At 54.0% G+C, this 25,705-nt stretch carries 25 protein-coding genes and 2 tRNA genes; 21 read left to right on the top strand and 6 right to left on the bottom strand.

From position 1 onward, the window contains the following. Positions 1-10: 10 nt before the first annotated feature. Positions 11-95 (top strand) — tRNA-Leu (locus BU251_RS08370). A gap of 654 nt (positions 96-749) precedes the next feature. On the opposite strand, the gene BU251_RS08365 is transcribed toward BU251_RS08370, so the two are convergent. The 6 genes from BU251_RS08365 to BU251_RS09645 form a co-directional block, all read right to left on the bottom strand. Then, complete coding sequence (locus BU251_RS08365) at positions 750-1,706, bottom strand: GGDEF domain-containing response regulator (RefSeq protein WP_128700728.1); 957 nt, start codon at positions 1,704-1,706, stop codon at positions 750-752. After that, positions 1,699-2,445, bottom strand: a complete 747-nt coding sequence (locus BU251_RS08360) for a response regulator (protein WP_128700727.1) — start codon at positions 2,443-2,445, stop codon at positions 1,699-1,701. The genes BU251_RS08365 and BU251_RS08360 overlap by 8 nt, the downstream gene beginning before the upstream one ends. A gap of 181 nt (positions 2,446-2,626) precedes the next feature. Further along, positions 2,627-4,147, bottom strand: coding sequence for an ATP-binding protein (locus tag BU251_RS08355; RefSeq protein ID WP_128700726.1), 1,521 nt, complete (start codon positions 4,145-4,147; stop codon positions 2,627-2,629). After that, entirely contained in the window at positions 4,125-5,333 is a 1,209-nt protein-coding gene (locus BU251_RS08350; RefSeq protein ID WP_164908936.1) for an FIST signal transduction protein, read from the bottom strand. The genes BU251_RS08355 and BU251_RS08350 overlap by 23 nt, the downstream gene beginning before the upstream one ends. A gap of 236 nt (positions 5,334-5,569) precedes the next feature. Then, positions 5,570-5,644, bottom strand: a tRNA-Glu gene (locus BU251_RS08345). Then, positions 5,630-5,887: a GIY-YIG nuclease family protein gene (locus BU251_RS09645; protein WP_128700724.1), complete on the bottom strand. Its 258-nt coding sequence runs from the start codon at positions 5,885-5,887 to the stop codon at positions 5,630-5,632. Before BU251_RS09645 ends, BU251_RS08345 begins: the two co-directional genes overlap by 15 nt. 386 nt (positions 5,888-6,273) lie before the next feature. Between BU251_RS09645 and BU251_RS08335 the strand changes: the two genes are divergently transcribed. The 20 genes from BU251_RS08335 to BU251_RS08240 all read left to right on the top strand — a co-directional run bounded on the left by BU251_RS08335 (position 6,274) and on the right by BU251_RS08240 (position 25,678). Next, positions 6,274-7,152: a GGDEF domain-containing response regulator gene (locus BU251_RS08335; RefSeq protein WP_128700723.1), complete on the top strand. Its 879-nt coding sequence runs from the start codon at positions 6,274-6,276 to the stop codon at positions 7,150-7,152. 113 nt (positions 7,153-7,265) lie between these two features. Next, a complete protein-coding gene (locus BU251_RS08330; RefSeq protein WP_128700722.1) occupies positions 7,266-7,556 on the top strand; it encodes an ATP synthase subunit epsilon domain-containing protein in 291 nt (96 codons plus the stop codon). A gap of 127 nt (positions 7,557-7,683) precedes the next feature. After that, complete coding sequence (locus BU251_RS08325) at positions 7,684-7,893, top strand: ATP synthase F0 subunit C (protein ID WP_128700721.1); 210 nt, start codon at positions 7,684-7,686, stop codon at positions 7,891-7,893. A gap of 57 nt (positions 7,894-7,950) precedes the next feature. Further along, the gene (locus BU251_RS08320; protein ID WP_128700720.1) at positions 7,951-8,709 is read left to right on the top strand and encodes a F0F1 ATP synthase subunit delta; all 759 of its coding nucleotides are present in this window, start codon (positions 7,951-7,953) and stop codon (positions 8,707-8,709) included. A gap of 29 nt (positions 8,710-8,738) precedes the next feature. Beyond that, complete coding sequence (atpA, locus tag BU251_RS08315) at positions 8,739-10,220, top strand: F0F1 ATP synthase subunit alpha (protein ID WP_128700719.1); 1,482 nt, start codon at positions 8,739-8,741, stop codon at positions 10,218-10,220. A 188-nt stretch (positions 10,221-10,408) separates the two neighbouring features. Further along, on the top strand, positions 10,409-11,359 hold the full coding sequence (locus BU251_RS08310; protein ID WP_128700718.1) for a F0F1 ATP synthase subunit gamma: 951 nt from the start codon (positions 10,409-10,411) through the stop codon (positions 11,357-11,359). Continuing rightward, positions 11,331-12,755 carry a F0F1 ATP synthase subunit beta gene (gene atpD / locus BU251_RS08305; protein WP_128700717.1) on the top strand — a complete coding sequence of 475 codons (1,425 nt, stop codon included), beginning with the start codon at positions 11,331-11,333 and terminating at the stop codon, positions 12,753-12,755. Before BU251_RS08310 ends, atpD begins: the two co-directional genes overlap by 29 nt. A 74-nt stretch (positions 12,756-12,829) precedes the next feature. Next, positions 12,830-13,180, top strand: coding sequence for a four helix bundle protein (locus tag BU251_RS08300; RefSeq protein ID WP_128700716.1), 351 nt, complete (start codon positions 12,830-12,832; stop codon positions 13,178-13,180). Positions 13,181-13,256: 76 nt separating this feature from the next. Beyond that, complete coding sequence (locus tag BU251_RS08295) at positions 13,257-14,969, top strand: GspE/PulE family protein (RefSeq protein ID WP_128700715.1); 1,713 nt, start codon at positions 13,257-13,259, stop codon at positions 14,967-14,969. A 315-nt stretch (positions 14,970-15,284) separates the two neighbouring features. Further along, the gene (locus tag BU251_RS08290; RefSeq protein ID WP_128700714.1) at positions 15,285-16,511 is read left to right on the top strand and encodes a type II secretion system F family protein; all 1,227 of its coding nucleotides are present in this window, start codon (positions 15,285-15,287) and stop codon (positions 16,509-16,511) included. A gap of 363 nt (positions 16,512-16,874) precedes the next feature. Beyond that, positions 16,875-18,380, top strand: a complete 1,506-nt coding sequence (locus BU251_RS08285; protein ID WP_128700713.1) for a PilN domain-containing protein — start codon at positions 16,875-16,877, stop codon at positions 18,378-18,380. A gap of 53 nt (positions 18,381-18,433) precedes the next feature. Beyond that, positions 18,434-18,970, top strand: coding sequence for a hypothetical protein (locus tag BU251_RS08280; RefSeq protein ID WP_128700712.1), 537 nt, complete (start codon positions 18,434-18,436; stop codon positions 18,968-18,970). Between the two features lie 84 nt (positions 18,971-19,054). Further along, complete coding sequence (gene gspG / locus BU251_RS08275) at positions 19,055-19,453, top strand: type II secretion system major pseudopilin GspG (protein ID WP_128700711.1); 399 nt, start codon at positions 19,055-19,057, stop codon at positions 19,451-19,453. Between the two features lie 187 nt (positions 19,454-19,640). Further along, positions 19,641-20,051, top strand: a complete 411-nt coding sequence (locus BU251_RS08270; RefSeq protein WP_128700710.1) for a PulJ/GspJ family protein — start codon at positions 19,641-19,643, stop codon at positions 20,049-20,051. 34 nt (positions 20,052-20,085) lie between these two features. Further along, the gene (locus BU251_RS08265; protein ID WP_164908935.1) at positions 20,086-20,661 is read left to right on the top strand and encodes a PulJ/GspJ family protein; all 576 of its coding nucleotides are present in this window, start codon (positions 20,086-20,088) and stop codon (positions 20,659-20,661) included. Continuing rightward, positions 20,627-21,499, top strand: a complete 873-nt coding sequence (locus BU251_RS08260; protein ID WP_128700708.1) for a type II secretion system protein GspK — start codon at positions 20,627-20,629, stop codon at positions 21,497-21,499. Before BU251_RS08265 ends, BU251_RS08260 begins: the two co-directional genes overlap by 35 nt. A gap of 112 nt (positions 21,500-21,611) precedes the next feature. Next, positions 21,612-22,433: an ExeA family protein gene (locus BU251_RS08255; protein WP_128700707.1), complete on the top strand. Its 822-nt coding sequence runs from the start codon at positions 21,612-21,614 to the stop codon at positions 22,431-22,433. Positions 22,434-22,470: 37 nt separating this feature from the next. After that, positions 22,471-23,106 carry a hypothetical protein gene (locus BU251_RS08250; protein ID WP_128700706.1) on the top strand — a complete coding sequence of 212 codons (636 nt, stop codon included), beginning with the start codon at positions 22,471-22,473 and terminating at the stop codon, positions 23,104-23,106. 226 nt (positions 23,107-23,332) lie between these two features. Next, the gene (locus tag BU251_RS08245) at positions 23,333-24,913 is read left to right on the top strand and encodes a secretin N-terminal domain-containing protein (RefSeq protein WP_128700705.1); all 1,581 of its coding nucleotides are present in this window, start codon (positions 23,333-23,335) and stop codon (positions 24,911-24,913) included. Between the two features lie 18 nt (positions 24,914-24,931). Continuing rightward, on the top strand, positions 24,932-25,678 hold the full coding sequence (locus BU251_RS08240) for a tetratricopeptide repeat protein (RefSeq protein ID WP_128700704.1): 747 nt from the start codon (positions 24,932-24,934) through the stop codon (positions 25,676-25,678). Positions 25,679-25,705 lie beyond the last annotated feature (27 nt).

Raw genomic sequence — 25,705 nt, 5'->3', positions numbered from 1 at the left:
TTTAGGATTTGCCGGGATGGTGGAATTGGCAGACACATACGTTTGAGGGGCGTATGCCGTAAGGCGTAAGGGTTCGACCCCCTTTCCCGGCACCAGTTTCATTAACGGCTCACCGCCATGATGAGGTGAGCCGTTTTGATTTGTGAGATAAGAACCCTTACGCCATCAAGGTGAGGGTTCGCGACTCAAGCGAAAGCGAAGGAGTCCCGAGCGAAGTCGAGGGGACCCCCTTTCCCGGCACCATATCAGAGCTTGGGCTGTCCCAATGATCGGGGCAGCCCAACTTGTTTGTAGGTCGACCGGCTGTCGGCCGGGGACGGCAAGGAACAGAAACCTGAAACCCCGTTACCCGGCACCTGGTTTGCTGCGTAGCTTAAGGAAGGCGAAATAACCAAAGAATCTCTCGGTGCTAGGCACCATTCTTCTTCGCCGTGGTGCTTTTGCCCACGGCTACGAAGCAATGAACGCGAGGGAATTGCTGCGGAGCAGAACCATATCAGAGCTTGGGCTGTCCCAATGATCGGGGCAGCCCAACTTGTTTGCCCCGCCTTTGCGGCGGGATGTCGCTGGATGCCTGCCCTCTGTGAATACAGTTTTTCAAGGCAGACAGGGGTCCTCCGTAGGTTCACCGGCTGTCGGCCGGGGACGGCAAGGAACAGAAACCTGGAACCCCGTTACCCGGCACGGGAATAAAAAAACCCGCATAAGGACCTATGCAGGTTTTTATTTATTACCGGCGTCATCGATGATCAGGTTCTGAATTCCGTTCTTCTGTCTTCGACTCTTCTGTCTTTGATATAGCTGGAGCGATCGATGCGTTTGGCGGCTTCCTTGAGTTCTGCGCCGATCTCGGCGATCTGGGCCACGTGCGTCAGCTGCCGGTTTTCGTTGGTCACGATCCCCATGGAGATGGAGAGGAGCCCGAATTTTTGCTCGACTCCCTTGCGGTCCTTTCCCATGATGTATCCGGCCTGCCGGTCTTCTTCCGTATAGAAGGACGGCGAGATCTTTTCGAATCCTTCGATCACTTTCGTCGAGATCGCTTCGCACTTGTCCGGCGTGGTCATGACGACAAAGTCGTCTCCGCCGATGTGGCCGATGAAATCATCGGCATTGCCGCATTCCTGTGTCGCGCGGATGAGGGACCTTGCCGTTTCCCGGATGACTTCGTCGCCGCGGGTGAATCCATATTTATCGTTGTAGACCTTGAATTTGTCCAAGTCGGCATAGATGACGGCGATGGGGCCCTTTTTGTCGATCCTGTCCTGGAGTTCGTTCAGGATGGAGACGTTGCCGGGGAGCCTCGTGAGAGGATTGGCGTCGAGATCGCGTTCGGATCGCCGCAGGATCATTTTGATGCGCGCCAGGAGTTCCTGGGGCTCGAAGGGTTTGACGAGATAATCGTCGGCGCCGGCGTTGATGCCGGAGACTTTGTCGGAGACGTCGCTCTTGCCCGTCAGCATGATGATGGGCAGGTGGCTCAGCAGGATGTCTTTCTTGATGATCGCGCACAGCTGCGGTCCTGTCATCTTCGGCATGTTGTAGTCGACAATGACGAGGTTCGGCGCCTTGTTTTTGATGATCTCAACGCCTTCCAGGCCGTTTTCCGCCTCCAGGATGTCGTAGCCTTCTTCAGTCAAGGTCAGACTCAGGACATCCCGGATGTCCGGGTCGTCGTCGATGACGATGATGCGCGTTTTAGGCATGGAGCGAACCCTTGATTTCTTTGACGAGATCGTCGGCGGAAAAAGGTTTGGTGAGATATTTTGCGACTCCCAGCGTCAGGCCGTGACGCTTGTCTTCATCGGAGATGTAGGTGCCGGTAAGGACCACGACAGGGATATCGCAAGTTGCGGGATCGAGTTTCAAGTGCCTGATGACTTCGAAGCCGTTCATGCCGGGCATATTGATGTCCAAGAGGATGAGATCGACCTTGTTTGTCTTGACTTTTTGCAGGGCCTCTTGCCCATTATATGCTTTTTCTGGATTGAGATTGTTGTCCTTGAGGCAGATGGCGATGATGTCGACAATGTCCGGATCGTCGTCGACGACAAGAATGGTCTTTTTCGGGCTCTTGCCGTTCACTTTTGAGAAAATGCGTCTGACGGTGGCCACGAGCTCCTCCTGACGGAAAGGTTTTGAGATATAATCCAGGATGCCCTGGCGGTACTGGGAGTCCTGGGCCAATACGGACAGGATGATGACGGGGATGTCCTGGGTGTTTGGGTCGTCTTTGAGGTGCTTGGCCACCTCGAAACCGTTGATTCCGGGCAGCATGATATCGAGCACGATCAGGTCCGGTTTTTCGCTCTGGGCCTTTAAAATGCCTTCTTGGCCGTTGGAGGCCTCGATCACTTCACAACCTTCCTCTTCAAGGTAGATCCGGACGATCTCCCTGATGTCCGCCTCGTCGTCGATCACGAGGATTTTCTTTTTTGTAGTCATATACACTCCTGATGGTGGCCACGGTTGTTCTCACGGGCTCTATAAAATATCATAGCATATTTTTGGCGTTTTTTGACACAATTCTGTTGTAAGCCACGAGTTGCCGCGGCGGCGTCAGAAGGGGCCGTAAACGGCAAGCCTTTTAATCAGGAGAAACCCCGGTCTAAAGGCCGGGGAGGCTTCACATCTTGGGCAGCGTGAAAGAGAATGTGCTGCCGTGGTTGAGCTGGCTTGAAATGGAAAAGGTTCCCTGGTGGGCTTCAATGATGCGTTTGACCAAAGAAAGCCCCAGGCCTGTGCCCTTGACTTTGGCATTGACGTCGTTGTCGACGCGGAAAAATTCTTCGCCGAGCTTCTTGAGGTCGTGCTCACTGATGCCGATGCCTGTGTCACTGACGCCGACCTGGATCATGGCGTTGTCCACGGGCCTCGCCGCTACCGTGATCTTGCCGCCCGGCGGCGTGAATTTAATGGCGTTGCCGATAAGATTGATAAAGACGCGTTCCAGTTGTCCTTTATCGGCCCTGACCTGCGGCAGCCCCTCGGGAATATCGACGACGAATTCGACATTTTTGTCTTTCATGGGCGGCGCCAGCATGTCAGCGAGCGACTGCGCCATGTTCAGGAGGTCGAGAGGCTCCAGCTTCATCTCCACGCGGCCGGATTCGATGCGGGAGATGTCCAGGAGCCCGTTGATAAGCTCGGAAAGATTGTCGGAATGTTTGTTGATCTTTTCAACCCTTTCCTTGGCCGCGGCAGGCAATTCACCCAGCTTGCCTGCGGCGAGGATCGAGGCGTAACCTTTAATGGATGTCAGGGGTGTGCGCAGTTCATGGGAGACCGCATTGATGAAATCTGATTTTCTTTTGCTGACGACCTTGATCTCTTCCAGGGCCGCCGACAGTTCCTTTGTCCTCAGCTGGATCTTGTTTTCGAGTTCCTGCTGGGCGTGCCACTGTTCTTCAAAAAGCTTGGCATTCTCGATGGACTGGCCGATTTGCGTCGCCAGGATGTAGACGAGGTCTTTATCGCCTTCGGTCATATGCGTGTAGGGGGATTCGCTGCCCATCAGGAGAAGGCCGACAGCGCCTTCTTTCTGCATCATGGGGGCGCAGACAAAGGAGGAAAGCCCCAGCATGGAGAGCAGGTGCGGCGTTTCCTTGGCGGCGCGGTCCATCTCCAGGGTCGAGAGGACCTTGTGTTTGTTCATGACGGTGTCCATGAGCAGGGGCATGCCCGTCATGAGTTTCATGATGCGGTCCGCCTCCTCGGCCGTATAGCCGATCGCGGCCTTCAACAGGTAGCCTTTTGTTTCATCCCGGCAGAAGACGACGGCCCGGTCGAACCCCAGTTCGGTGATGTGTTTCTCGTCGAGCTTCTGGAATATCTCTTCTTCGTCGAGGGTCGTCGAGATCAGGCGGCTGAGTTTTTGCAGGGTCACAAGGCTGGAGATTTTTTTGTCCAGCTCTTCCTGGGCCTTGTGGAGTTCGACGTCTGTCTGGACGATCAGTTTGGCCTGGCCGTCGAGTTCTTCAAAGGCCCGCTTGAGTTTGGCCAGCTCGGTCTTCAGCTCTTTGATCTTTTCCATCTTGAAGACCAGGATGATGACCAGGACGATGACGGCGATCATCCCGAACATGCCCATATAGCTGATGAGGATTTCCAGGGAAGAGGGGGTGTTAAATGTGCTTGTCGGCGGCATGCGATTCTCCAATGGCCAGGATGGCCAGGGTTTCGTTGTGGAAGTAGGTCTCCCCGTAATGTTCCAGCGATTTCAGCGGCGCCTGTTCGCCGTAACTGCAGATGCCCAGGATCGGGACATTGCCCAACACCTTTTTTATACGCGATAACTCTCTTTCTGTCAATCGTCCCAGGAGTTTGTTGCGGGAGATGGATTCGAACACAAGGGCCCCCTTGACTTCTTTGTCCTTGAGAGAGTCTTTGGCCTCTTGGGCAGCCTGCGTTGCAGCATTGAGCGCCCATTCCTTCGTTCCCATCATCAGGCGGACTTCGCTTCCGACGGAAGCATCGCCCTGACAGACAAGCCCGCCGTCTTCGTCAATCCTCAGGACGTTGCGCAGGAGGTATTCCGTTTCCCCGGGCACATAGAGCCCGAGGGGATAGTAGATGCTCATCTCGATGAGGGTCTTTTCGATCTCTTTCCTGGATTTCCCGAAGTATTCTTCATAGATGGTCACGGCCGGTTTTTCTTCAATGGTCTTGATCACATTGCCTTTGACGCCGGTGATGGTGTGCGGTCTGCCGAGAGGCTTCCAGCCATGCCGTACCCCCATGCCGAAAATATTCTCGCCGGAAAAAATGAGGCCTGCGACGCCGTCCGTCAGCAATTCCTTGTCAAAATACTGGTATGTCTGGTGGAAACGGAAGTTGTCGGCCGCGGAAGCGCCGAAGATAGGGAAGCTCAATCCCAGAATGTCCTTGATGCCTTTGAGGAGATCGGATCCGTTCTCGACGATGCCGTCGCAGAAGATGAGAGCCAGGTCCCGCTGGGGCGTGCTCAGGTTCTTGAGGGCCTGGCGCGCGAATTCTTCTCCGATCTGGCGCGCCCCTTTGGTCTTGATGCCGACGCTATGGGCCTGTCCGAACGTGACGTGGTCCATGCTGATGAGCATAAGGCCGACGCCGTATTTGTTGATCGCTTCGGGCCAGATAACGCTTGAACCCGTGCATCCCAGGAGTTTGATATGCCCCAGGGCGTAATAGATGCCCTCGAGAAGACGCTGGTGTGCAAAGTGGATGGTGGAAAACAGGAAGGCGACGGTGATGGGCCGGTGATGAATCTGATAAAGGGCCATCTTGGCTGCCTCGGAGGCGGCCAAGAAAGGGTCTTTTTTTTCGCTGAACCCAACCCCGATCAGTGTGCTCATGGTAATGAATCTCCGCATTCCACATAAAGGAAGGGTTTAATCCGCACCTTGATTAAAAATATCAAAAAAAGGCACCATGTGCAACTAAATATAAAAAACAATGGCGCAGACAGTCGTCGATAAAAAAGAGGCCGGGAGGCGTTTTTTCTTTGCTGATCAAGAGGGAGGCCGCCGTCCAGTAAGGTTCCTTCTGGAAAAGGAAAAGGCCCTCGTCAAGAGGGCCTTTGAGATTTTAGCGTCCCCAACCGGATTCGAACCGGTGTCGCAAGCTTGAAAAGCTCGTGTCCTAGACCAGGCTAGACGATGGGGACGAGAGGTCTATTAACCGAAGATAAAAAATATCTTATATCTTTGTGCCGCTTGATTTCGTTCTCTCGTTTTCGGGCCGCCGTTGTGTTGTCGAAAGATTCCTGGTGAATAATCTTCCACGGCCCCTTGTTTTTGGTGGATCTTACGCTGTTCTGGTTATGTTTTTTGATCCTCGTATCTAAATCTTTGCAGCTTCCTGTATAATGTTGTCCTGCTTTGTTTTCCAGGATATAGACAAAACACATAGAGTCTCGCAAGCTTGTCCCGCCCTGCTATTTTGTTTGAGGGCGGGATCCCGCCAGCCGTTTTGTCTGCCTGGCGGGAAAAAGCTCGTGTCCTAGACCAGGCTAGACGATGGGGACGGAAGGTCAAAACCGGCGTTCGGTTGTCGGCCGATCCCGGTCGCGGTGCGAGAAATTTTACATAGGAAAAGGCCCTCTGTCAAGGGAATTCGCGCACAGGATGGGTCCGAGTGTCGGGCCTTTCTGCGAAGCCTGGTTTCTTGACGTCTGCCGGTTGAAGCGGGGTTTGCATTTTTGGTTCGAGACGAGGGAAAATTGTTGACTGGTTGTCCCTAACAATCTATTATATAATAATCATTTAGAAGAATTAATGAAAGAGAGGAAGACGGATGCAGCAGAGCGCGGAAATCCTTCTGATCGAGGATGAGAGCGAGGCCTCTGAAAAGCTGGGGGCGGTCCTTTATGCCGCGGGTCATAATGTGAACGTGGCCTCATCCGCGAAAGAAGGTTTAAAACTTTTAAAAGACCTTAAATGCGCGGTTGTCATTACAGAACTGCGCCTTCCGGATATGGGGGGCGTTGAACTGATCCGGGCCATCAAGAACATGGATGCCAAGATCAGCGCCGTCGTCATTACGCCCTACCTTTTTATCAATTCCGCCATCGAGGCCATGGAAAATGGCGCCTTCGGCTACATCACCAAGCCCTTTAATCCCAGCGAGATCCGTATAGTTGTGCAGCATGCCGTTGAGCGTTATTTCCTCATGGATGAAGCCAACAAGAAGTCTTATTATTATGACTTGTCGATCCTGGACGGTCTGACGGGGGTATATAACCACCGCTATCTTCATGAGATCCTTGACCGGGAGTTGATGCGCGCCAGGCGCTATCCTCAGAGTCTCTCCTTGATCATGGTCGATGTGGATAATTTCAAAAAATATAACGATACCAACGGTCATATGGCTGGGGACGAATTGTTGAAAGGCCTGACGAATCTCTTCGTGCGTTCGCTCAGGAACCTCGATATGGTCTTCCGTTACGGCGGCGAGGAATTCTGCATCCTTTTGATTGAGACCAACAAGGACGGGGCGCGGCTGGCGGCTGAACGTCTCCTGAATCTGGTGCGCTTGAGCCTTCCGGCGACCATCAGCATGGGGATCGCGGAATTTCCGACGGATTCCAAGGAAAAAGACATGCTGATCGACAAGGCGGACAAGGCGCTTTACCAGGCCAAGACCACAGGAAAAAACAAGGTCATCCTGGCGTAAGCCCCGTTAGAAAAGACCCCCGTCCTTTCTAGCGAAAAAGCCGGCACGGGGCTTTCCGGCGGGGTAAAGAACGATGGCATGCTGTGTCGTCGGCGAGCGTTTTGCGCGGGTTTATGAAGATCCAGATCCTGAACGCGACAGGGAAAGTGTTTGAAGGCGCCGTCTCGGAGGCCGTGCTTCCTGGTGTCGACGGCGAGTTGAGCATCATGGATTATCACGAGCCGATTTTTGTGGCGCTTAAAAGAGGATGGATCCGCCTGGTTCCCCTGGCCAAGAAGTTCGGCTTCGGGATTTTGTCCAATGAGGGGCCGCGAGGCCAGGTCCAGGATTTGCGGCCTATCAAGATCCAAAGGGGTGTCGCCCACATGAAGGGCGACAATGAGCTCGTCATCCTGGTGGAATAGCTCCGTCGGGGAGGATGGAATAGAGCTTCGGATGCGGCGGGGCATGGAATTTTTGAGAGGGGCACGGCGCTTTGGATCTTCCGGGCCGTCCGTGTTCAGGGTCTCATCATAGCGGGAGCAGGGGGAAATGCAGAATCTCACGATCGCCATCTTGATGTTCATCGGTACCCTTGGGCCTTCTTTGATCATCGCCTTTGTGGGATATGCGGCCATTCGCGCCTTGGGCCGCAACCCTTCGGCGTCAGCCAAGATCATGGTCGCCATGATGTTCGCATTTCTTTTTGCCGAAGGCATCGCCGTTATCGCTCTTGTGTTGATCTATAATCTTTTTAAATAAGGTCCTCGCGCCCGTTCTCGTGGACAGGCGGGCCGCGCGGACGAAAAGGAGGGGTTTTTGGAAATCCTGCAGCTCATCCTGTTCCAGGTCGTGACGTTTGTCGTCATCGTCATTGTTCTTCGTTTCCTTTTCGGGAGTCAATTAAGGGCGGCCCTCAACCGTCTTCAGGCCCTTCATCAGGAAAGCCTCGAGAAGGAGGAGATCCTCAATAAGGAGATTGAAAAAGCCCGGATCCAGGCGAAGAATGAGATTGAGCGCAGCGAACAGGAAGCCAGGGCCATCGTCGATAACGCCAAGAAGGAGGCGGAAGTTGCTGCCCAGGAAACGATCCTGGCGACGCAGGCCCAGGCGGAAAAGATGGTGCAGGAGGCTGTGGAGAAGACCAGGCGCCTGGAAGCGGAGGTCATGGCTACCGTCGAAAAGCGGGCCCTTGAATTTTCGGTCAAATTGATCCAGGAGACGTTTACGGCCAAGGGACAAGAGGCCTTGCACAGGCAATTGATCGACGAGCTGATCGATGAGCTGACCAAGGTGGACCGCGAGCGTCTGGCTGTCAAGGTCGACCGCGCCGAGATCGTTACATCTGCAGAGCTCTCTCCCCAGGAAAAAGAAAAGATCAAAAAGGTCCTTTCGGCCAAGCTCGGATTTGATGTCCCCCTGGATGAGAGCGTCGATCCTTCTTTGATCATCGGCATGATGATCAAGCTCGGCGGGCTTGTCGCAGACGGCAGCCTGAGGAATAAGTTGAGCCGTGCCATGGCAGGCCTGCATGCAAAAAGCGAAAAGAATAATTCCTCGTCGGGCACGGGGGAATAAACATTGCGGATCCCATAGGGGCCTACTCTATGCAAAAACCGGCTTTTAATCTTGAGGCTTTTGAAATCAAAGAAGTCGGCGTTGTCCGCGAGATCAAGGGCGGCATCGTCAAGATCCATGGTTTGCCGAATTGCATTTACGGTCAGTTGATCGAATTCAGCGGGACCGATCGCAAGGGCCTCGTCATCGATTTTAACGATAAGGAGGTCATGGCGTTCATCCTGGGGGACGAGAAAGATATCATCCTCGGCAGCATGGTCGTCAGCCGCAACGAGGTCTTTTCTCTTTCCGTCGGAGAGAGTTTCCTCGGCCGTATCATCAGCGCCATCGGCGAACCTCTTGATGACGTGCATAAACCGTTGGAAGGCGATACGTTGTGTCCCGTCTTCCGCCGGGCGCCGGGCATGCTCGACCGCGTGCCGATCTTCGAGCAGTTTTTCACAGGCTCCAAGATCCTGGACCTCACGATCCCCATCGGCAAAGGGCAGCGCGAGCTGATCATCGGCGACAGACAGAGCGGGAAAAGCACGATTGCCCTTGATGCGATCATCAACCAGAAAGGCAAGGGTGTCGTCTGCGTGTATTGCTGGTGCGGCGGTCCCTACGCATCCCTCACGAAAGTCATCCGGACCCTTCAGGAGGCCGGCGCCATGGATTACACGATCGTCGTGGCGGCCTCGGCTTCCGCATCGGCCGGCGAGCAATACCTGGCGCCGTACGTCGCCGCAGCCGTCGGCGAATATTTCATGTATTCGGGCCGGCATTCTCTTGTCGTGATGGACGATTTGACGAAGCATGCCTGGATGTACCGCGAATTGTCGCTTCTTTTGGAACGCTCGCCGGGCCGCGAGGCCTATCCCGGCGACATCTTCTATCTTCATTCGCAACTCATGGAACGCGCCGGACTCCTGAATGAAGAGAACGGCGGCGGCTCCATGACGTTTTTGCCGATCGTCGAGACCCTGCAGGGCGATATCACCGGATATGTCCAGAGCAATCTCGTCTCGATGACGGACGGCCAGATTTACATTTCGACCAGCCTTTTTCATGAAGGTTTCAAGCCCGCCGTGGACCTCGGTCTTTCGGTCTCGCGTATCGGTTCCAAGGTCCAGAGCAAAGCCCTGCGGGAGGTGGCTTCGACGCTGCGGCTGGACTATGCCCAATATAAGGAACTGGTGCGTCTCATGCGTGTGCGCACGAAACTCTCGACGGAAATTTCCGAGAAGATGCGCCGCGGCGCAACCCTGACCCACCTTTTTGTCCAGGAGGCGCATAAGCCGGTCGATGAGCTGACGATGATCGTGTTTTTCTATGCATTCCAGAGGAATATCCTGGAGATCCTCTCTGCCGACGGGCTGAATGTGTTTTGCGAAAACATCATGTCTTACCTGAAGAAGTCCCGGCTGGAGGTGATGAAGGATCTGTCCGAAAAAAAAGAGCTGACGGCCGACATCAAAGAGGGGCTGGACAGGACGTTTGTGGATTTCTTCAGGGAAAAGAAAATTGTATAACAGCAGATAGAATGATGACATTGAATGATCAAGTTCCAAGATATCTGCCTTCGCGGGCTACGCCCGCAGGACAGGCAATCATCGAACAATGACCAAATAGTTGAATTTTTGGTGGTTGGTTATTGAATATTGTTTAGGATTTGTTTCTTGTCTGCCTGCCGGTAGGCAGGATTATTGGTGATTAGTCCATGATTCCACTCATTAAATTACGCGAGGACCTGAGGTTTGCGCGCGAGCTTCTGGAGATGATCGACGTCTTGAAAAGCGCCACATCCAGCCAGTTCCGCACGTTCCAGTCCAAGCGCAAGGGCTTCGACGATTTTAAGTTTATTCTCGAAGATTTTCTCGCGGCCCTGGGGACGCAAAAGATCACGCATCCCTTTTTAAAAGAGAACAAGGATCTTCCCAAGGCCGTTCTAATGATCACCTCCGACGAGGGTTTTCTCGGCGGGTTGAATTCCATGGTTTTGATGGACGGCTTGGAGCAGGCGTCGGCAAGGGACGAGATCATCGTGATGGGGGAACGGGGCTCGCGGTACATGTCGGAGACGGCGTCCCGGCCTTTTTCTTTTTTGCCCGGGATCGGCGACGACATCAGTTACAAGCGCGCCGGCGCCATCCGCGATCTTTTGATCGGCAAATTCCTGCGCAGGGAGATCGGCAGCGCGCTGGTGGTTTATCCGCGCTTCCTGTCTTTTACGGCCCAGCGCATCGAGATCGTCAGGGTCCTGCCGAGCGGGGATATTTTGGTCAGAAAAGACGAGGGGAAGAAGATCCGCCGGGCCAGGCCCGACATCCTGGTCGAACCCGACAAGGGGGCCGTGATCGACTACCTCGTGCGCGCGCTCCTCATGCAGAAATTTTATGACATTTTTTTGGATTCCAAGCTTTCGGAGTGCGCGGCGCGCATCATGCATCTTGAGGGGAGCCTCGAGGAGATCAAAACCATGAACCGGAGGCTGCTGCGCGATTATTTCAAACATTTGCATGAGAAGAGCGACAAGAACATCCGGGAGATTTTCGCTTCGCGCCTGCGGTGGCGCGAAGCGCGGGTGGCGGAGATCCTTCAGGGGTGGCAGGTATCCGCTTTTTTAAAGGACAGCAGATCCTATGACGACAGACACACAGACGCTGCATAAAGGAAAAGTCGAGGCGGTTCGCGGCCCGGTCGTCGACGTCCTTTTCGATACCGAAGAGGACCTGCCGGCGATCTATGAGATCCTCCAGACGTCGACACACGACGGCCAGGAGGTGGTGCTGGAGGTTGTCGAGCATCAACCGGTCAATATCGCTCGTTGCATTTCGCTGACGCCCACCTACGGCCTCAAAAGGCATATGCTTGTGGAACGGACACAGCGCCCCCTGGTGATCCCCCGGGCCAAGTTAGCGTTGGGCCGTGTGGTCAACGTCCTGGGGGAGCCCATCGACAAAAAGGGGCCCATCTTGGCCAAGGAGCTTTTTCCCGTGCGCAAGGCGGGCGAAGAGCAGAGCGTTTCCCTCGAAGAGAAAATGAAGGGGGAGTTTGAGGTTATCGAGACGGGCATGAAAATGATCGACCTTTTGTTCCCCCTTGTGAAAAACTCCAAGACGGGGATTCTCGGAGGCGCCGCGCTCGGCAAGAGCTTGTTGACCCTGGAGATCATCCATAATATCGTCCGAAAACAAGAGTGGCTTTGCGTTTTCACCGGCGCCGGGGAGCGTGTGCGCGAAGGCAACGAGTTGTATTTTGAATTTGTGCGTTCGGGCATCCTGCCCAAGTCCATCCTGATCTATGGCCAGATGGATGAATCTCCAGGCGCCAGGTTCGAAGTCGTGGCGACGGGCGTCGCGTTCGCCGAGTCGCTCCAGGCCGAAGGCCATAGCATCATATTCCTGATCGACAATGTCTTCAGGTTTGCCCAGGCGGGCAGCGAGCTTTCCGCCCTCCTCGGCCGTATTCCGTCGGAAACGGGGTATCAGCCGACGCTGACCAGCGAGATCGGCGAATTCCATGAACGCATCCGTTCGCGCCACGGCGCATCCATCACGTCGATCGAGGCGGTCTATGTCCCGGCGGATGACCTGACGGATCCGGCCGTTGTCTGCATCTTCTCGCACCTGGATTCTATTTTCGTTTTGTCGCGCGCGCGCGTCCAGAAGGGCATGTATCCGGCCATCGATCCTCTGATGTCTTCCTCGGCGTTCTTGACCCCCCGCGTCGTCGGCAAGAGGCATTTCGACATCGCGCAGGAGTCCATCAGGCTTTTTCAAAAATATGAAGAGCTGCAGCGCATGGCCGCCATCATCGGCGTCGAAGAATTGTCCAAGAACGACAGGATCATTTTCCATCGCGCCAGAAAGCTCGATAATTTTCTGACGCAGCCGTTTTTTACGGCGGAAGTATACACCAACCGCAAGGGCCAATACGTGCCGCTGGATCAGACATTGGACGGCTGCGAACGCATCATCAGCGGCCGCGTCGACAGCATTCCCGACGAGGATTTTTATATGAAAGGGGCCCTGACGTTCGGGCCGGGCGGAGAGAAGAAGGAATAGATAGAAAATATAATCACCAAAGTCCAAGATACGATAACAAAACAATACCAATAACCAATAACCAAAAACCAACGATGATGGCTAAAGAATTTGGCTTAGAAAGAAGAACAACTGAGTTTGCCAAAGTCGTCATCAGGGAATGTATAATTTTACCGAGGAATCCGATCAACGATAGGCCCGTAGGGCAGACGGTTGGGGCGTCGGGTTCCATAGGAGTAAATTATCGAGAAGCCAATGATGCCTTGGGAAAGAAGGATTTTATTCTACGGTTGAAAATTGCCAGAAGAGAGGCTAAAGAAAGTTTTCATTGGTTGGAATCACTGTTGGAGGCCAATACAACTAAAGAAAAAGCAATTAAGCCGCTCCTGAGAGAGGTGGAGGAGTTAAAAAATATTTTATCGTCTATCATCTTGAAGTCTGAGTAGTTGTTTGAAAGTTGGCCATTGGAATTTGTTTGGTGTTTGTTTCTTGGTTATTGGTGTTTTTTATAGAGGATCGAATATGCTGAAACTCGGAGAATTGCTCATCAAGCGCGGCGTCTTGTCGCAGAAACAGCTGGATGTCGCGCTCAAGGAGCACGAAAAGACCGGAGAGCTTCTGGGCAAAGCCTTGGTCCGCTTGGGCTTCATCACGGAAGAGCAGCTCCTGGTGACCCTTGCCGAGCAGCTTTCGATCCAGTATGTCCCGTCGCTGAAGAACAGGAAGGTCCCGGAGGCGGTCATCAAGGCGGTCCCGGCGCGGTTTGTCTGGCACTACAAATTCATGCCGCTGGCGCTTGCGGAGAACCTGCTGACCATCGCCGTCTCCAACCCCTTAGATGTCTGGCCGACGGAGGACATCAAGTTCCATCTGGGGTTCAATGTGGAGGTTGTCCTGGCTCCCGAGGCGGAGATCATGGCCGCCCTGAGGACCTATTACGGCGTCGGCGCCGCTCTCGTCGAAGATATCCTGAACAAGGACAAGGCCGCAGAACCGCAAAAGAAGACCGAAGAGACGACGGGCGTTACGGTCCTGGATTCCGCCGAAAAAATGGCGCAGGATGCTTCGGTTGTCAAGCTTGTCAACCAGCTCCTGGCGGAAGCCATCCAGGCGCGCGCCACCGATATCCATATCGAACCCTACCGTGACAGGGTCAAGGTCCGCTACAGGATCGACGGGGTGCTTTACGATGTCCCTGTTCCAGAGACGATGAAACAGCTGCACATGGCCATCACCTCGCGCATCAAGATCATTTCCAACATGGACATCGTTGAGCGCCGCCTTCCGCAGGACGGCCGGACCAAGGTCAAGCTGGGAGGGGCGGATGTGGACCTGCGCATTTCCATCATCCCGACGCTTTACGGGGAGAACATGGTCATCCGCATCCTGCCGACGGGGATGCTCTTCAACATGAAGGACCTGGGGATTTCAGAGCACGACCTGGAGCTGATCGGCGAGCTCCTGAAGAAACCCCATGGCATCATTTTCTTGACGGGCCCGACGGGCTCGGGAAAGACGACGACCCTGTATTCCTTTTTGTCCTATCTCAACCGGCCGCAGATGAAGATCATCACGATCGAAGATCCCGTGGAATATGAATTGACGGGGGTGACGCAGCTGCAGGTCAATCCGCGCATCGGCCTGACGTTCGCCAGCGCCTTGCGTAATCTCCTGCGCCATGACCCGGATATCATGATGGTGGGCGAGGTCAGGGATCTGGAGACGGCGGAACTGGCGATACGCACGGCCCTGACAGGTCACCTGGTCTTTTCGACGCTCCATACCAATGACGCATCTTCCGGGGTGACGCGGCTTTTGGATATGGGCTTAGAGCCGTATCTGGTCGCATCCTCGGTCCAGGCTTTCATCGCCCAGCGTTTGGTGAGGACTGTCTGTCCGGAGTGCAAGGAGAAGGTCCCCTTCAAGGAAGAAGAAAGCCTCAGAAAGATCACCACAGATGTCCATGAACAGATCGAGAAGCCTTCCCATATTTTCCACGGCCGCGGCTGCGAAGCGTGTAAATTCACCGGCTACCGCGGGAGGCTTGCTATTTACGAGATCCTTGTTATCAATGAAGAGATCCGCCAGATGGTCATCGACAAGGCCAGCGCTTCACAGGTCAAGCAAAAAGCGATCAAGATGGGTTTAAAGACGCTTCTCAGGGAAGGCTGGGAAAAGATCCGCGAGGGGCTGACGACGCCGGAAGAGGTCCTGAGGGTGACGGAGATCGGTTAAGGACAGAAGACGGAAGGCAGAGAACAGAGAACGGAGAACGGAAGATCGAAAATGCCTAATGTCTAAGTTCCAATGACGAATCAATGGCGAAAAAGAGAAAAAAAGAATGTCTAAAAAAGGCTTAAAGAAAAGATTAAAAACGACGGAAAGACAGATCGGGTTTCTTTGGTTATTGAGATATTAGGTATTGATTAGACATTTGAGCTTAGGAATTCGACATTGACGGTGTCAAAGCGTGCCCTCCGCGGTGCATTTTTTATTTTTACTTTGACACGATGACACTGTGATGCTCTGATACTTTCAAGAGGAGTCAGCATGCCGACCTATACCTATTTGGCCAAGAAGAACCTGAAGGAAAGTGTGGAAGGTATCCTCGTTGCGGATTCGCAGGAGCACGCCGTTGACAAGCTGATCGAGATGGGATTGTCGCCGGTACGCGTGGAACCATTGATACAGGCAACGGCCAAGCCGAAACCGCCGTCGGGGACCGCGTTCTTTTTGCAGGGAGGCCTGACCCAGAAAGATCTGCAGGTGTTCACCAGTCAGTTGAAGAGCCTGATGAAGGCCCGCGTCGATCTTCTGAAATCCCTGAGCATCCTTTACGGCCAGGCAGAGAAGCCCAAGTTTAAAGATCTCATCCTGGAGTTGCACAACACGATCAAGAACGGCGCAAGTTTTTCCTCCGCCCTCACAAGATTCCCGAATTTCTTTTCCAGTCTTTATGTCAACCTGATCAAGATCGGCGAAGCCTCGGGCCGGCTGGATGATGTGCTGGCCGAACTCGATGATTTTCTCACCCGCGAGCAGGAATTCAAGATGCATATCAAGACGGCGATGGCGTATCCTGTGCTCATGATCTGCGTCGGCATCTGCGCTGTTTTCGTGCTTCTCACCTATGTCATTCCGAAATTGAGCGCCATCTTCGCCGATTTCGACTATCGTCTTCCTCTGCCCACCCAGATCATGCTTGCCGTCAGTTCCTTCTTTCAGGCCTGGTGGTGGATGATCCTCCTGGCCGCGGCTTTTTTGGTTTTTTTTCTTTCCCAGTTTGCCAAGACGCCCGCCGGCAAGATACAGATGGATTGGGTCAAGCTCCATGTTCCCGTCTGGTCAGGGCTGATTTTAAAGCAGGCCCTGGCGCGGTTCTGCCGGACCTTGTCCCTGCTCATCCGCAGCGGGCTTCCGGCGTTCCAGTCGTTGCAGGTGGCGATTCCGACCTTGGAGAACACCATCTTGACGCGGGAGCTGGAGGGAGTCAAAAAAGACGTCCTCGAGGGGACTTCCATGGCTTCGAGCATGAAGAAGGTGTCTTTTTTCCCGCCGTTCCTGGTGCAGATGGTTTCCGTCGGAGAAGAAGGAGGCAAGCTTGAGGGCGTTTTGAACGAGGTGGCCAATATTTATACCGACGAAGTCGACGCGCGCCTCAAGGTGGTCACCTCGCTGCTGGAGCCTGTCATCATCCTGTTTTTGGGTGTTATCCTGGGCGCGATCGTTATGGCCATGCTTCTGCCGATCCTGCAGATCAACCTTCTGATCAAATAAAAACAGGGTCAAAGCATCAGAGGGTCAGAGGGGCGGAGAGCCGAGGCAAGAGATAAAAAATGGAGAAAAGGGATACGGAGGTCCTTCCTGTGGGGAAAATCCCACAAGGCCGCCATAGAAGTTCATCCCGCACCCAGATGCCCGCCGCTAAAAGCGGGGATTGGCGGTGCTCAAAGGCATCTCCCTGGGCATTCGGGCGGGATTCCCTAGGATTTTTGAGTTTCCTGAATACAGGTAACCGTTCTCTGGTTTAAACTGGATACTTGTTGGAAGCCGCTCGAGAACCCGGTTATTGGGATCCAGCGGTTAATCGGTTATTTGTTTTTTGCTTTGACTCTATGAGTTTTTGATCCCATCCCTTACATGACGACAACAGTTGTTTTGGAGATCGGCAATATCTGGCTTAAAGTCGTCGTATTCAAGACGGCGCTGGGCGCTGCGCATCTGCGGGGCGTTTTGGCCAAGGACATCAACGGCCAGGACGACAATGCCATCGGCCGCCAGATCGCCGAATTCTTGAAGGGGCTGAACATCAAAAAGCCCCAAAACCTCGTCATATGCTTTTCGCGTAATTCCGTCACGCTGCGCAATCTCCGTATCCCATCGGTCAATCCGTCGGAAATCGACGATATGATCAAACTCCACGTGGGGCGTCAGGTCCCCTATGCCAAGGAGGAGATTGTCAACGGTCACAGCCTTATCGGCCGGGATGCGATGGGGTATTCCAAGATCATGCTCGCCATCGTCCACCGGGAGAACATCCGCCGGATATTCCGTATTTTGGAGAAGGCCGAGCTTTATTCCGACAAGATCGAATTGAGTTCGGAAGGCGTCCTCTCGTGGCTCAAGGGCGCCGTCAAGATGTCGGAGATGAAGGCGGAGGACGCCTGCCTCATTCTCGATGTGGACAGCGCCTATACGGATTTCATCGTGGCGTCGCCGGCCATGATCCTTTTTTCCCGCGTCATCGCCAGCGGCGCCGAGCAGCTCAAGGACCCGGAAAAATGGCCGAGGTTCTTCGGCGAGATGAAACAGACGATGGTGATCTCGCAGGGCGAGGAGATCTTGCAAAAACCCGTGCGCGTCTACGTGGTGGGCGCCGTTGGCCAGCTGAAAGGTTTCATCTCGCAGGTCGAAACGGAATTCAACCTTCCGGCTTCCGTGGTCCAGCCTTTGGAAGGGGTCCAGGCCGACAAGGACATCGTCAAGTCGCCCCCCGAGGCCCTGGATCAGACGTCTTTTTCTTCTCTTTTCGGCCTGGGGCTCGACTTGGCGCGCAAGAAGATTAATTTTGTCCTCCCCGAGGCGCAGATCCGCCGGGCCCTGCGGGAGCGCACGCGCGACATCGTCCTTTTCGGTTCGGGGATGATGTATTTTATCCTTATCGTCTGCGGCATCTATTCCGAGAAGCTCTATAACCGCAAGGCGTACCTGAAGCTTTTGAATGAACGGTATAAGACCATTGCCGTCCAGGCGGACAATCTCAATGAGGAACTTGAGAGGCTCAAGAAGATCAAATCCAAGCTGGATACGAACACGATCGTGCTTAATTATCTTTCGGGTCTGTCTAAAATCCTGCCCCCGGAAATCCTGGTCGTTAATCTTTCTTTTCAGAAGGACGAGCGCATGGTCATCAAGGGTCAGGCCGCGCAAATGTCGGATATCTTCAAGTTCATCACCACCCTGGAGGACTCACCGTATTTTAAGGATGTCGAGACCCGTTACACCACGCGCAAAAAGATCAAGGGCAAGGACATCAATGAGTTTGAGTTGATCTGCCCGCTCGAGGGCGTTCAAGACAGCAAGGCCGCCAAAGGCGCGGCCGCCGCCAAAAAGGCCCAGGGCGCGGCGGAGAAAAGCGAGTTATGAAGGGTTGCGGGCATCCGATCCGATGAGGACGGTGCCGCCCCCGGAGTCATCTTATGGCCATTGATTTTAAAAAACAGCAATACACGATGATATATGCGGCTGTCGGGGCGGTTGTCATGCTGTTGGTTTTTAAGGCCGTTATCGGCCCGTTCCACCAGAGGCTGGCGTTGGCCAGCAAGCAAGTCATGCTCCAGGAGGCCAAGTTGAAAAAGGGGATGTTCTTGATCGATAACCAGGAGGCGATCAAGAACGAGTACGGCAAATACGCCAGTTATTTTTCCATGCAGAATTCTTCCAACGAGGAGGCGGTGGCTGAATTCTTGAGGGAGATCGAGAAGATCAGCCGGAGCTCCGGGATTTTGATCGTGGACGTCAAACCCCAAAAGGACGCGGAATCCGACGCCATCTCCAAACAGTTCCAGATCAATATCAAGGCCGAAGCGACGATGAAGGAACTCGTGACCTTTTTTTACGGCCTCTACACCTCACCTTTGCTTTTCAGTATAGAAAAGATGACGCTGGTTCCCAAGAGCGAGGGGGCGTCGGAATTAAGCGTCACTCTGACATTGATGGGCGTGTCGTTTGTATAACACAGACAAGATACCCGAAGGTCGAAGCGCCCGGCGGAAAAGATGAAATTCCCGCCGTTGTTACGCTCCAAAACAGGAGGTTTTATGGGTAAGCGCGGATTCACGCTGATCGAGATCATGCTCGTCGTCATTATCCTCGGCGTTCTGGCAGCCATGGTTGTCCCGCGGCTGGCCGGCCGTTCCGAGGAGGCCCGCAAGTCCATCGCCAAAACCGACATCGAATCGAACATCCCGCTGGCGTTGGATCTTTATGAAGTGGACACCGGCGGTTTTCCGGCGTCGCTCGACGACCTTCGCGTTGCGCCGTCGGGCGTCGAGAACTGGAAAGGTCCTTACCTGAAGAAGAAACCCATCGATCCGTGGGGCCGGCCGTATGTTTATAAATATCCCGGCGAGCACAATGCGGGCAGTTTTGATCTTTATTCCTTGGGCAAGGACGGCGTGGAGGGCGGCGACGACGATGTCGTCAATTGGGACGAGTAAGGTGTTTTGTGAAATCGAATAATCAATGATCAGTGATCAAAGGGCAAGCGAAGCATCCTTTTTTGAAGATTGAATTTTGGTGCTTGGTTATTGTTTGGTGATTGCCTGCCTGCCGTCAGGCGGGTTTCTTGGGATTTGGTTATTTTTCTCATCGACAATCGCAATATCTGTGTTTAGGGATAGGAATATGTGTCGTTTCTGCGGGAAAAGCGCTTTTACTCTCGTCGAGCTGATGGTGGCTGTCGTGGTGACGGCGATCGGCATGGTCGTCGTCCTTTCCGCCCTCCGTCAGTGCATCCTGGTCATGACCGCTTCCGAAAAACAAATCACGGCCAACGAACTGTTGAATCGCAAGCTCTGGGAATCGACGCAGATGGTACGTAACAGTTCTCTGAAAGAGGGCGAGACATCAGGACATTTCGATGCCCCCTATGAGGATTATAACTGGACGAGGGCCGTGATTGAATTTCCCGAGGGTTTCGAGAATGAATCGGCAACGCTGAAAAGCCGCTTGTGGAAGGAGACCTTGACGGTCGCCTGGCAGGCGCGGGGAGATGTGCGAGACATCACATTGACGCGCTATGTGCCGAGAAAATGAGGCGCGTCGGGATGCAGCATTGAGGGGAAGGGATATGATGCTGTTGCAGAAGAAGGGCCGCGGGGGAAAGGGCGGGTTTACCCTGGTTGAAGTTGTCGTCGTTGCGGCCATTTTCGGGATATTGGGCACGACACTGGTTGCGTCTTTTTCCACAGGCATGAGCGTCTGGAAGAGGGCGGCGGGCCTGACGTATTCTTACCGCCAAACGATCGTCGGGCTGGAGCGCCTGGCCATGGAACTGCGCCGGGTCATGAATTACCCGCCTGTCGGGTTTTTCGGGACAGGCACGGACTGTTATTTTGCCAATATCGCATCGGACGGCGTCAAGAACGTTTCTTACCGCTACGACAGCCATGACGGCGCGCTGTTTCGTTTGAGCCGCAATCTCAGCGCCGGCGAAGAAGATGTCCCGGAACGCAAGGTGATCGCCGGCATCGGGAATTTTACGATGGCGTATTACGGTTTTAATTCGGAGACGGGGAGTTACGGATTTTTGCCGCAGTGGAATTCAACGGCGCGCGGCCTGCCGATGGCTGTGAAGGTTTCTTTCGCTTCGGTGGACGGAGGGCGGACATTTGAAAAGGTCATCATTGTTCCGGCGGCCCAATAAAAGAAGTCTTGCGGACGCAGACAGGGGGAGCATCCTTTTTTTGGCGGTCGCCGCCCTGGCGATCCTGACGATCCTGCTGGCCGGCGTCTCCTTTAGCGTTTCCCAAGAGTGGAAGCTGGCGTCGTTTGTGACCGATGCCAACACGTCGTACGATTACGCGCTCTCCGACGTCACGTTGATGAAAGAAATCTGGGCCTCGCGGCCGCTGTCTTTGATGATGACGTTATACGACCTGCGGCCCCGGACCATGGTTTTGGACGGCAGGACCATCGAGGCCAGTTTTTTTGACGAAGAGGCCTTGGTCCATCTGAAGTGGTCCGACCGCAACACGCTTTTGCGCTTGCCCGGCATTTCCGAAAACGAGTCTCTTGTCGATGCGATCATCGCCGCGCCCATCTATGCCAAAGAGGATCTTTTGGCGGTTAAAGACATGACCATAGACGTTTATGATCTCATGAAAGACCTGGTGACGGTTTACGGAGACGGCCGCATCAACATAAACACCGTTTCTCCCGAGGTGCTTTCCGTTCTCGGCGCTTCGCAGGGGTTCATTTCCGCCGTTGAAGAATACCGGGCGGGAGAAGATGGGGTGGAAGGGACGGCGGACGACCGCGTTTTCAACAACGTCTATGAGATCGGCAACGATCTGGCGGCGTGGGGCCTGGGCGCGGCGGATCAGACATGGCTCCAGACGCTTATCGTGGCCCAGAAATTGAGCGTTGGTTCCGCGACCGTCCGTTGTGAACTGAAGGTGAAGAAAGGCCAGCGGCTCCTGAAAAACTTCCGCATCATCATTGATCTGACGACAGGCGTTATCCTTCGCTGGGATGAGCAGTAGCATTTGCGGAGAAATATGAGATAATGATACGCGGAAGAATTTGCGGAGGGCCGGTGAGGCCGGGTACCTGCCGCTCGCTGCCGAAAATACTATTTTTTAGAGGTGCTGCCGCATGAGCTATTATCAAATTTTAGGATTGGAGAAAGAACCGTTTTCAACGAGCCCCGATCCTGATTTTTTTTACCAGTCCCAAGAACACCAGGCGGCCTTGACGCGTCTGATGATAGAGATCCGGCTGCGCCGGGGCTTGAGTGTTATTTTAGGCGACGTGGGGACAGGGAAGACGACCCTTTCGCGCAAGATGTTCCAGATGCTCAAGTTGCGTGACGACATGATCTTTTTTATGGTTCTTGACCCGACCTTTGAAACCGAGGAGGTTTTTCTCGAATCCCTCATCCGGACCTTCCAGATCCAGATGGATGCGCCTCCCGGATCCGTCCTTAACATGAAAGAGACGATCAAGAAATATCTCTTCCAGAAGGCGATCCAGGACAACAAGACCGTCATCCTCCTGATCGATGAGGCGCAAAAACTCAATCCTTCGTCTTTGGAGATATTGCGCGTCCTCCTGAATTATGAGACCAATGAATACAAGCTTCTGCAGCTGGTGCTCTTGGCGCAGCTGGAACTGCTGCCTAAAATCCGCGAGATGAAGAATCTCATGGACAGGATCAGCATGAAATATATCATCAATCCGCTCGATGATGTCGAGACGAAAGAGATGATCGAATTCCGGATCAGGCAGGCGGGTTACCGGTCGCACCTGCCGTTGTTTAAGGAGGACGCCATCGCGGAGATCTACCAGCATACGCAAGGATATCCGCGCAAGATCTCCATGCTTTGCCACAACGCTTTAAAAACGCTGGTCATGGACAACAAGATTGTCGTCGACAAAGACGTCGTGCGCAAGGTCGCGGCGCAGAGCGCATTTTAAAAAAAGTAGATAGCACATCTACTGACTACTTATTCCTATGGTTGACCAAGGCATGACGCCGGAAGAAAAATTGCTGCGCATCATTGAATCGCCCGGCGGAGAAGCCCCGCGAAATCTTCCCCGGGCGAGAATGAACGTGGGCACCAGCGGGCTTTTTCTGAAAGCGTGGCTGACGCACTATCGCGCCCAGTTTACGAAGAAGATATCGTTAAAAGTCGCCAACCGGGCGGTCGTGGTTTTGTGCATCGCAGCGACGGCTTATCTTGTCCTGGATTTTTTGATAGGGATGCCGAATGCGGCGCTCATCGAGCGCCTGGAGAAGGCGGCGAGAAAGACGAGACTCGGCAATATCGGCGTCGAGGCGCTCAGCCCCCTTTCTTTATATCTGCAGGAGATCGGCCAGGAGAGTATTTTTTCTTTGCCGCAGCCCCCTGCTTCCTCGGCCACTCCGGCCCAGGCCGAGGCCGCGGCAGCGCTCAAGAATATGGCCCAGACATTGCGGGTCGTCGGCATCATTTGGTCCGATATTCCCCAGGTCATGATCGAGGATACCAAGGAAGGCCGGACGTATTCCCTTAATCGTGGCAGCCGCTTTAAAGATGCCATCGTAAAAGAAATCTTGAGAGACAGGGTCATTTTGAGTTATGATAATCAAGAGATAGAGTTGCGTTGAAGTCCGAGGAAACGCAGGGCAGGAAAAAGGCACGCCCTGTCTTAACGCTTTTAACGGCAGGCTGTTAGCTTTATGTTTTAATCCCTGTCCTGCGGGCGTAGTCCGCGAAGGCAGGGAAATCCCCGGATTTTAGGTTGGGGAGATTTGCTCTCTCGACAGGAGCTCCGGATGGATTCGATGGCCCCCTGCGCTTGAACGCGGGGAGAGTCATAGGAAACGGCACCACATGGGACAACAGTCAATTTTTAAAAAACGGTGTTTTATCCTCGTTGCGGCGTTCTTGTGGGCGTCGAGCGCGTGGGTTGCGCCGGCGGACAATTATGCGCAGGACAGCGCGGCGGCTTCCCAGACGCCGTCTGTCAAGGACGCGGCGCCGGGGCGCATCTCGCTCGATCTCAAGGGCATCGATATCGTCGAATTGCTGAAAATCCTGTCTTTGAAGATGAACGTCAATATTGTTCCCACCAAGGAGGTCACGGGACGCGTCAATATTTTCCTCAACAACGTGACTCTCGAAGACGCCCTCGACATCATCCTGATCAATAATGCCCTGGCGGCGGTGAAAGAAAAAAACATCATCACCGTCATGCCTTTAAAGCAGTACACCCAGCTCTATGGCCGCGCTTATAATGAGCCGCGCAAGGTCAGGATGTATAAATTGAAGAATGCGACGCCTCGCGATGTCGCCGCGGCCCTCGCCCAGCTCAAAAGCGAGATCGGTAAAGTCATTACCGACGAGCCTTCGGGAACGGTGATCCTCATGGACACCCCCGAGAATATCGACGTCATGGAGAGGGTCATTTTGACGCTCGACCAGGCCAAGCAGACGGAGATTTTCGACCTCAAATACGCGCGGGCGGAAGACATGAAGAGTCAGCTCGCCAACGTCTTGACAGGGGGCGCCAGCGAGGTGGACTTAGACGCCCGCACCAACAAGATCGCCATCAGCGATCTGCCCGGCAAGATGGAAAAGATCAAGAAGATGGTCGAGGCGTTTGATACGGAAACGCGTCAGGTCCTGATCGAGGTCCAGATCGTCCAGATCTCGTTGTCGGACCAGACCCAGGAGGGCATCAGCTGGGAGAGGCTTTTCACCACCGGCAATATCCGCGATGCTTCCATCTCTTCTCTTCTTCCGATCACGCCGGCTGTCGCGAGTTACGGCCAGCTCAGTCTTGGGACCCTGGCCCAGAACGATTTTAATGTCGTCATCCAGGCGCTCAATTCGTTTGCGAAGACCAATATCCTCTCGCGGCCGCGCATCGCCGCCGTCAATAACCAGGAAGCGACCATCCTGATCGGTTCCAAGGAGGTGTACTTCTCGCAGACGCAGAGCCAGTCCCAGGTCACGACAACGACGGCGGAATCCGTCAACTTTGTCGATGTCGGCGTGAAGATCAACGTCACCCCGACGATCACCGCCGACGATTACATCATCATGAAGATCCGGCCCGAAGTGAGCTCTGTGCGCGAGTACAAGACGTCGCCTTTGGGGTCGTCGGTGCCCGTCGTGGAAACCTCTCAAGCCGAGACCACGGTCAAGGTCAAGGACGGCGCCATGATCATGATCGCCGGCCTGATGAAAGACGACGTCCGCGACACCCGCAGCCGAGTGCCGTTTTTTTATAAACTGCCTGTCATCGGATGGATTTTTGGTAACCGCAATGACCAGCGGACGAAGACAGAGCTGGCGGTTTTTCTCACGCCCCATATTTTTTCCGGGGACAATGCAAAGCCCGATGCCGAAAAGGAGCTCGTCAAGGAAAAGGGCGTGCTGACAAAGAAGCCGAAGCTTGATTTGGAGTGATCGCCACCGCAAACTCTCATGAATAACAAATTTACTTTAATGGCCACAGCCGCCGCCGCGTTCTTGGCGGCGGCTGTGGCTTTTGTCTCTTGGGGGATCGAAGCCAGGAAAAATGCGCTCTTGCGCGATGAGAATAGCAAGACGATCGAAGAAATGAGGACAGAGCTGGAGACAGGCCGCACAGAAGTCCGCCAGATGGCCGACAAGTACCTGCAGGAGAAGAACAAGCTGCTGGTTGAGATCAATAGTCTCACGGCGGACCGCGACAAGGCCGAGGAAGAAACGGCGAAAGTGAAGAAGCAGATTTCCAGCGAGCAGGATATCAGCAAGAGCACGAACGAAGACCTGGACAAGGTGAACAAGGAGCTGGCGCACGTCAGAAAAGAACGCACGGAGATCGCCAGCAAGCTGGAGACGGGCTTCAAAAAACAGAAACAGATGTTCGAGACCAAGATCCTGACTCTCGACGCGCAGCTGGCCAAGGCCAAAAAACGCCTGGAGGACGAGGCCGAGAGGTATCACTACAATCTGGGCGTCGTTTATACGCGCGCCAAGGATTACGAGAATGCCGTTGAGGAATTCAAAAAAGCTCTTGGGTATAATCCCAACAACGCGCGGGCGCACTATAATCTGGGGATCCTCTACGACGACTATTTTAAGGACAAGAAGCAGGCGCGTTATCATTATCGCACCTTTCTGGAGCTCCAGCCTGAGTCAGACGATGCCGAGTCCGTCAGGGAGTGGTTGGCCGATTTGGAACGCTAATGGCCGTTGATAGAGAAAATTTGAATC

The organism is Candidatus Velamenicoccus archaeovorus (assembly GCF_004102945.1).
GTDB lineage: Bacteria > Omnitrophota > Gorgyraeia > Velamenicoccales > Velamenicoccaceae > Velamenicoccus > Velamenicoccus archaeovorus.
Note: the sequence above shows the minus strand (reverse complement) of the source record. Positions and strands in the feature narration are given on the sequence as shown.

Excerpts from the sequence above, each read along its gene's own strand:
- BU251_RS08365 (WP_128700728.1), bottom strand. The coding sequence starts at position 1,706 with ATGCCTAAAACGCGCATCATCGTCATCGACGACGACCCGGACATCCGG.
- BU251_RS08360 (WP_128700727.1), bottom strand. The coding sequence starts at position 2,445 with ATGACTACAAAAAAGAAAATCCTCGTGATCGACGACGAGGCGGACATC.
- BU251_RS08355 (WP_128700726.1), bottom strand. The coding sequence starts at position 4,147 with ATGCCGCCGACAAGCACATTTAACACCCCCTCTTCCCTGGAAATCCTC.
- BU251_RS08350 (WP_164908936.1), bottom strand. The coding sequence starts at position 5,333 with ATGAGCACACTGATCGGGGTTGGGTTCAGCGAAAAAAAAGACCCTTTC.
- BU251_RS09645 (WP_128700724.1), bottom strand. The coding sequence starts at position 5,887 with ATGTGTTTTGTCTATATCCTGGAAAACAAAGCAGGACAACATTATACA.
- BU251_RS08335 (WP_128700723.1), top strand. The coding sequence starts at position 6,274 with ATGCAGCAGAGCGCGGAAATCCTTCTGATCGAGGATGAGAGCGAGGCC.
- BU251_RS08330 (WP_128700722.1), top strand. The coding sequence starts at position 7,266 with ATGAAGATCCAGATCCTGAACGCGACAGGGAAAGTGTTTGAAGGCGCC.
- BU251_RS08325 (WP_128700721.1), top strand. The coding sequence starts at position 7,684 with ATGCAGAATCTCACGATCGCCATCTTGATGTTCATCGGTACCCTTGGG.
- atpA (WP_128700719.1), top strand. The coding sequence starts at position 8,739 with ATGCAAAAACCGGCTTTTAATCTTGAGGCTTTTGAAATCAAAGAAGTC.
- BU251_RS08310 (WP_128700718.1), top strand. The coding sequence starts at position 10,409 with ATGATTCCACTCATTAAATTACGCGAGGACCTGAGGTTTGCGCGCGAG.
- atpD (WP_128700717.1), top strand. The coding sequence starts at position 11,331 with ATGACGACAGACACACAGACGCTGCATAAAGGAAAAGTCGAGGCGGTT.
- BU251_RS08300 (WP_128700716.1), top strand. The coding sequence starts at position 12,830 with ATGATGGCTAAAGAATTTGGCTTAGAAAGAAGAACAACTGAGTTTGCC.
- BU251_RS08295 (WP_128700715.1), top strand. The coding sequence starts at position 13,257 with ATGCTGAAACTCGGAGAATTGCTCATCAAGCGCGGCGTCTTGTCGCAG.
- BU251_RS08290 (WP_128700714.1), top strand. The coding sequence starts at position 15,285 with ATGCCGACCTATACCTATTTGGCCAAGAAGAACCTGAAGGAAAGTGTG.
- BU251_RS08285 (WP_128700713.1), top strand. The coding sequence starts at position 16,875 with ATGACGACAACAGTTGTTTTGGAGATCGGCAATATCTGGCTTAAAGTC.
- BU251_RS08280 (WP_128700712.1), top strand. The coding sequence starts at position 18,434 with ATGGCCATTGATTTTAAAAAACAGCAATACACGATGATATATGCGGCT.
- gspG (WP_128700711.1), top strand. The coding sequence starts at position 19,055 with ATGGGTAAGCGCGGATTCACGCTGATCGAGATCATGCTCGTCGTCATT.
- BU251_RS08270 (WP_128700710.1), top strand. The coding sequence starts at position 19,641 with ATGTGTCGTTTCTGCGGGAAAAGCGCTTTTACTCTCGTCGAGCTGATG.
- BU251_RS08265 (WP_164908935.1), top strand. The coding sequence starts at position 20,086 with ATGATGCTGTTGCAGAAGAAGGGCCGCGGGGGAAAGGGCGGGTTTACC.
- BU251_RS08255 (WP_128700707.1), top strand. The coding sequence starts at position 21,612 with ATGAGCTATTATCAAATTTTAGGATTGGAGAAAGAACCGTTTTCAACG.
- BU251_RS08250 (WP_128700706.1), top strand. The coding sequence starts at position 22,471 with ATGGTTGACCAAGGCATGACGCCGGAAGAAAAATTGCTGCGCATCATT.
- BU251_RS08245 (WP_128700705.1), top strand. The coding sequence starts at position 23,333 with ATGGGACAACAGTCAATTTTTAAAAAACGGTGTTTTATCCTCGTTGCG.
- BU251_RS08240 (WP_128700704.1), top strand. The coding sequence starts at position 24,932 with ATGAATAACAAATTTACTTTAATGGCCACAGCCGCCGCCGCGTTCTTG.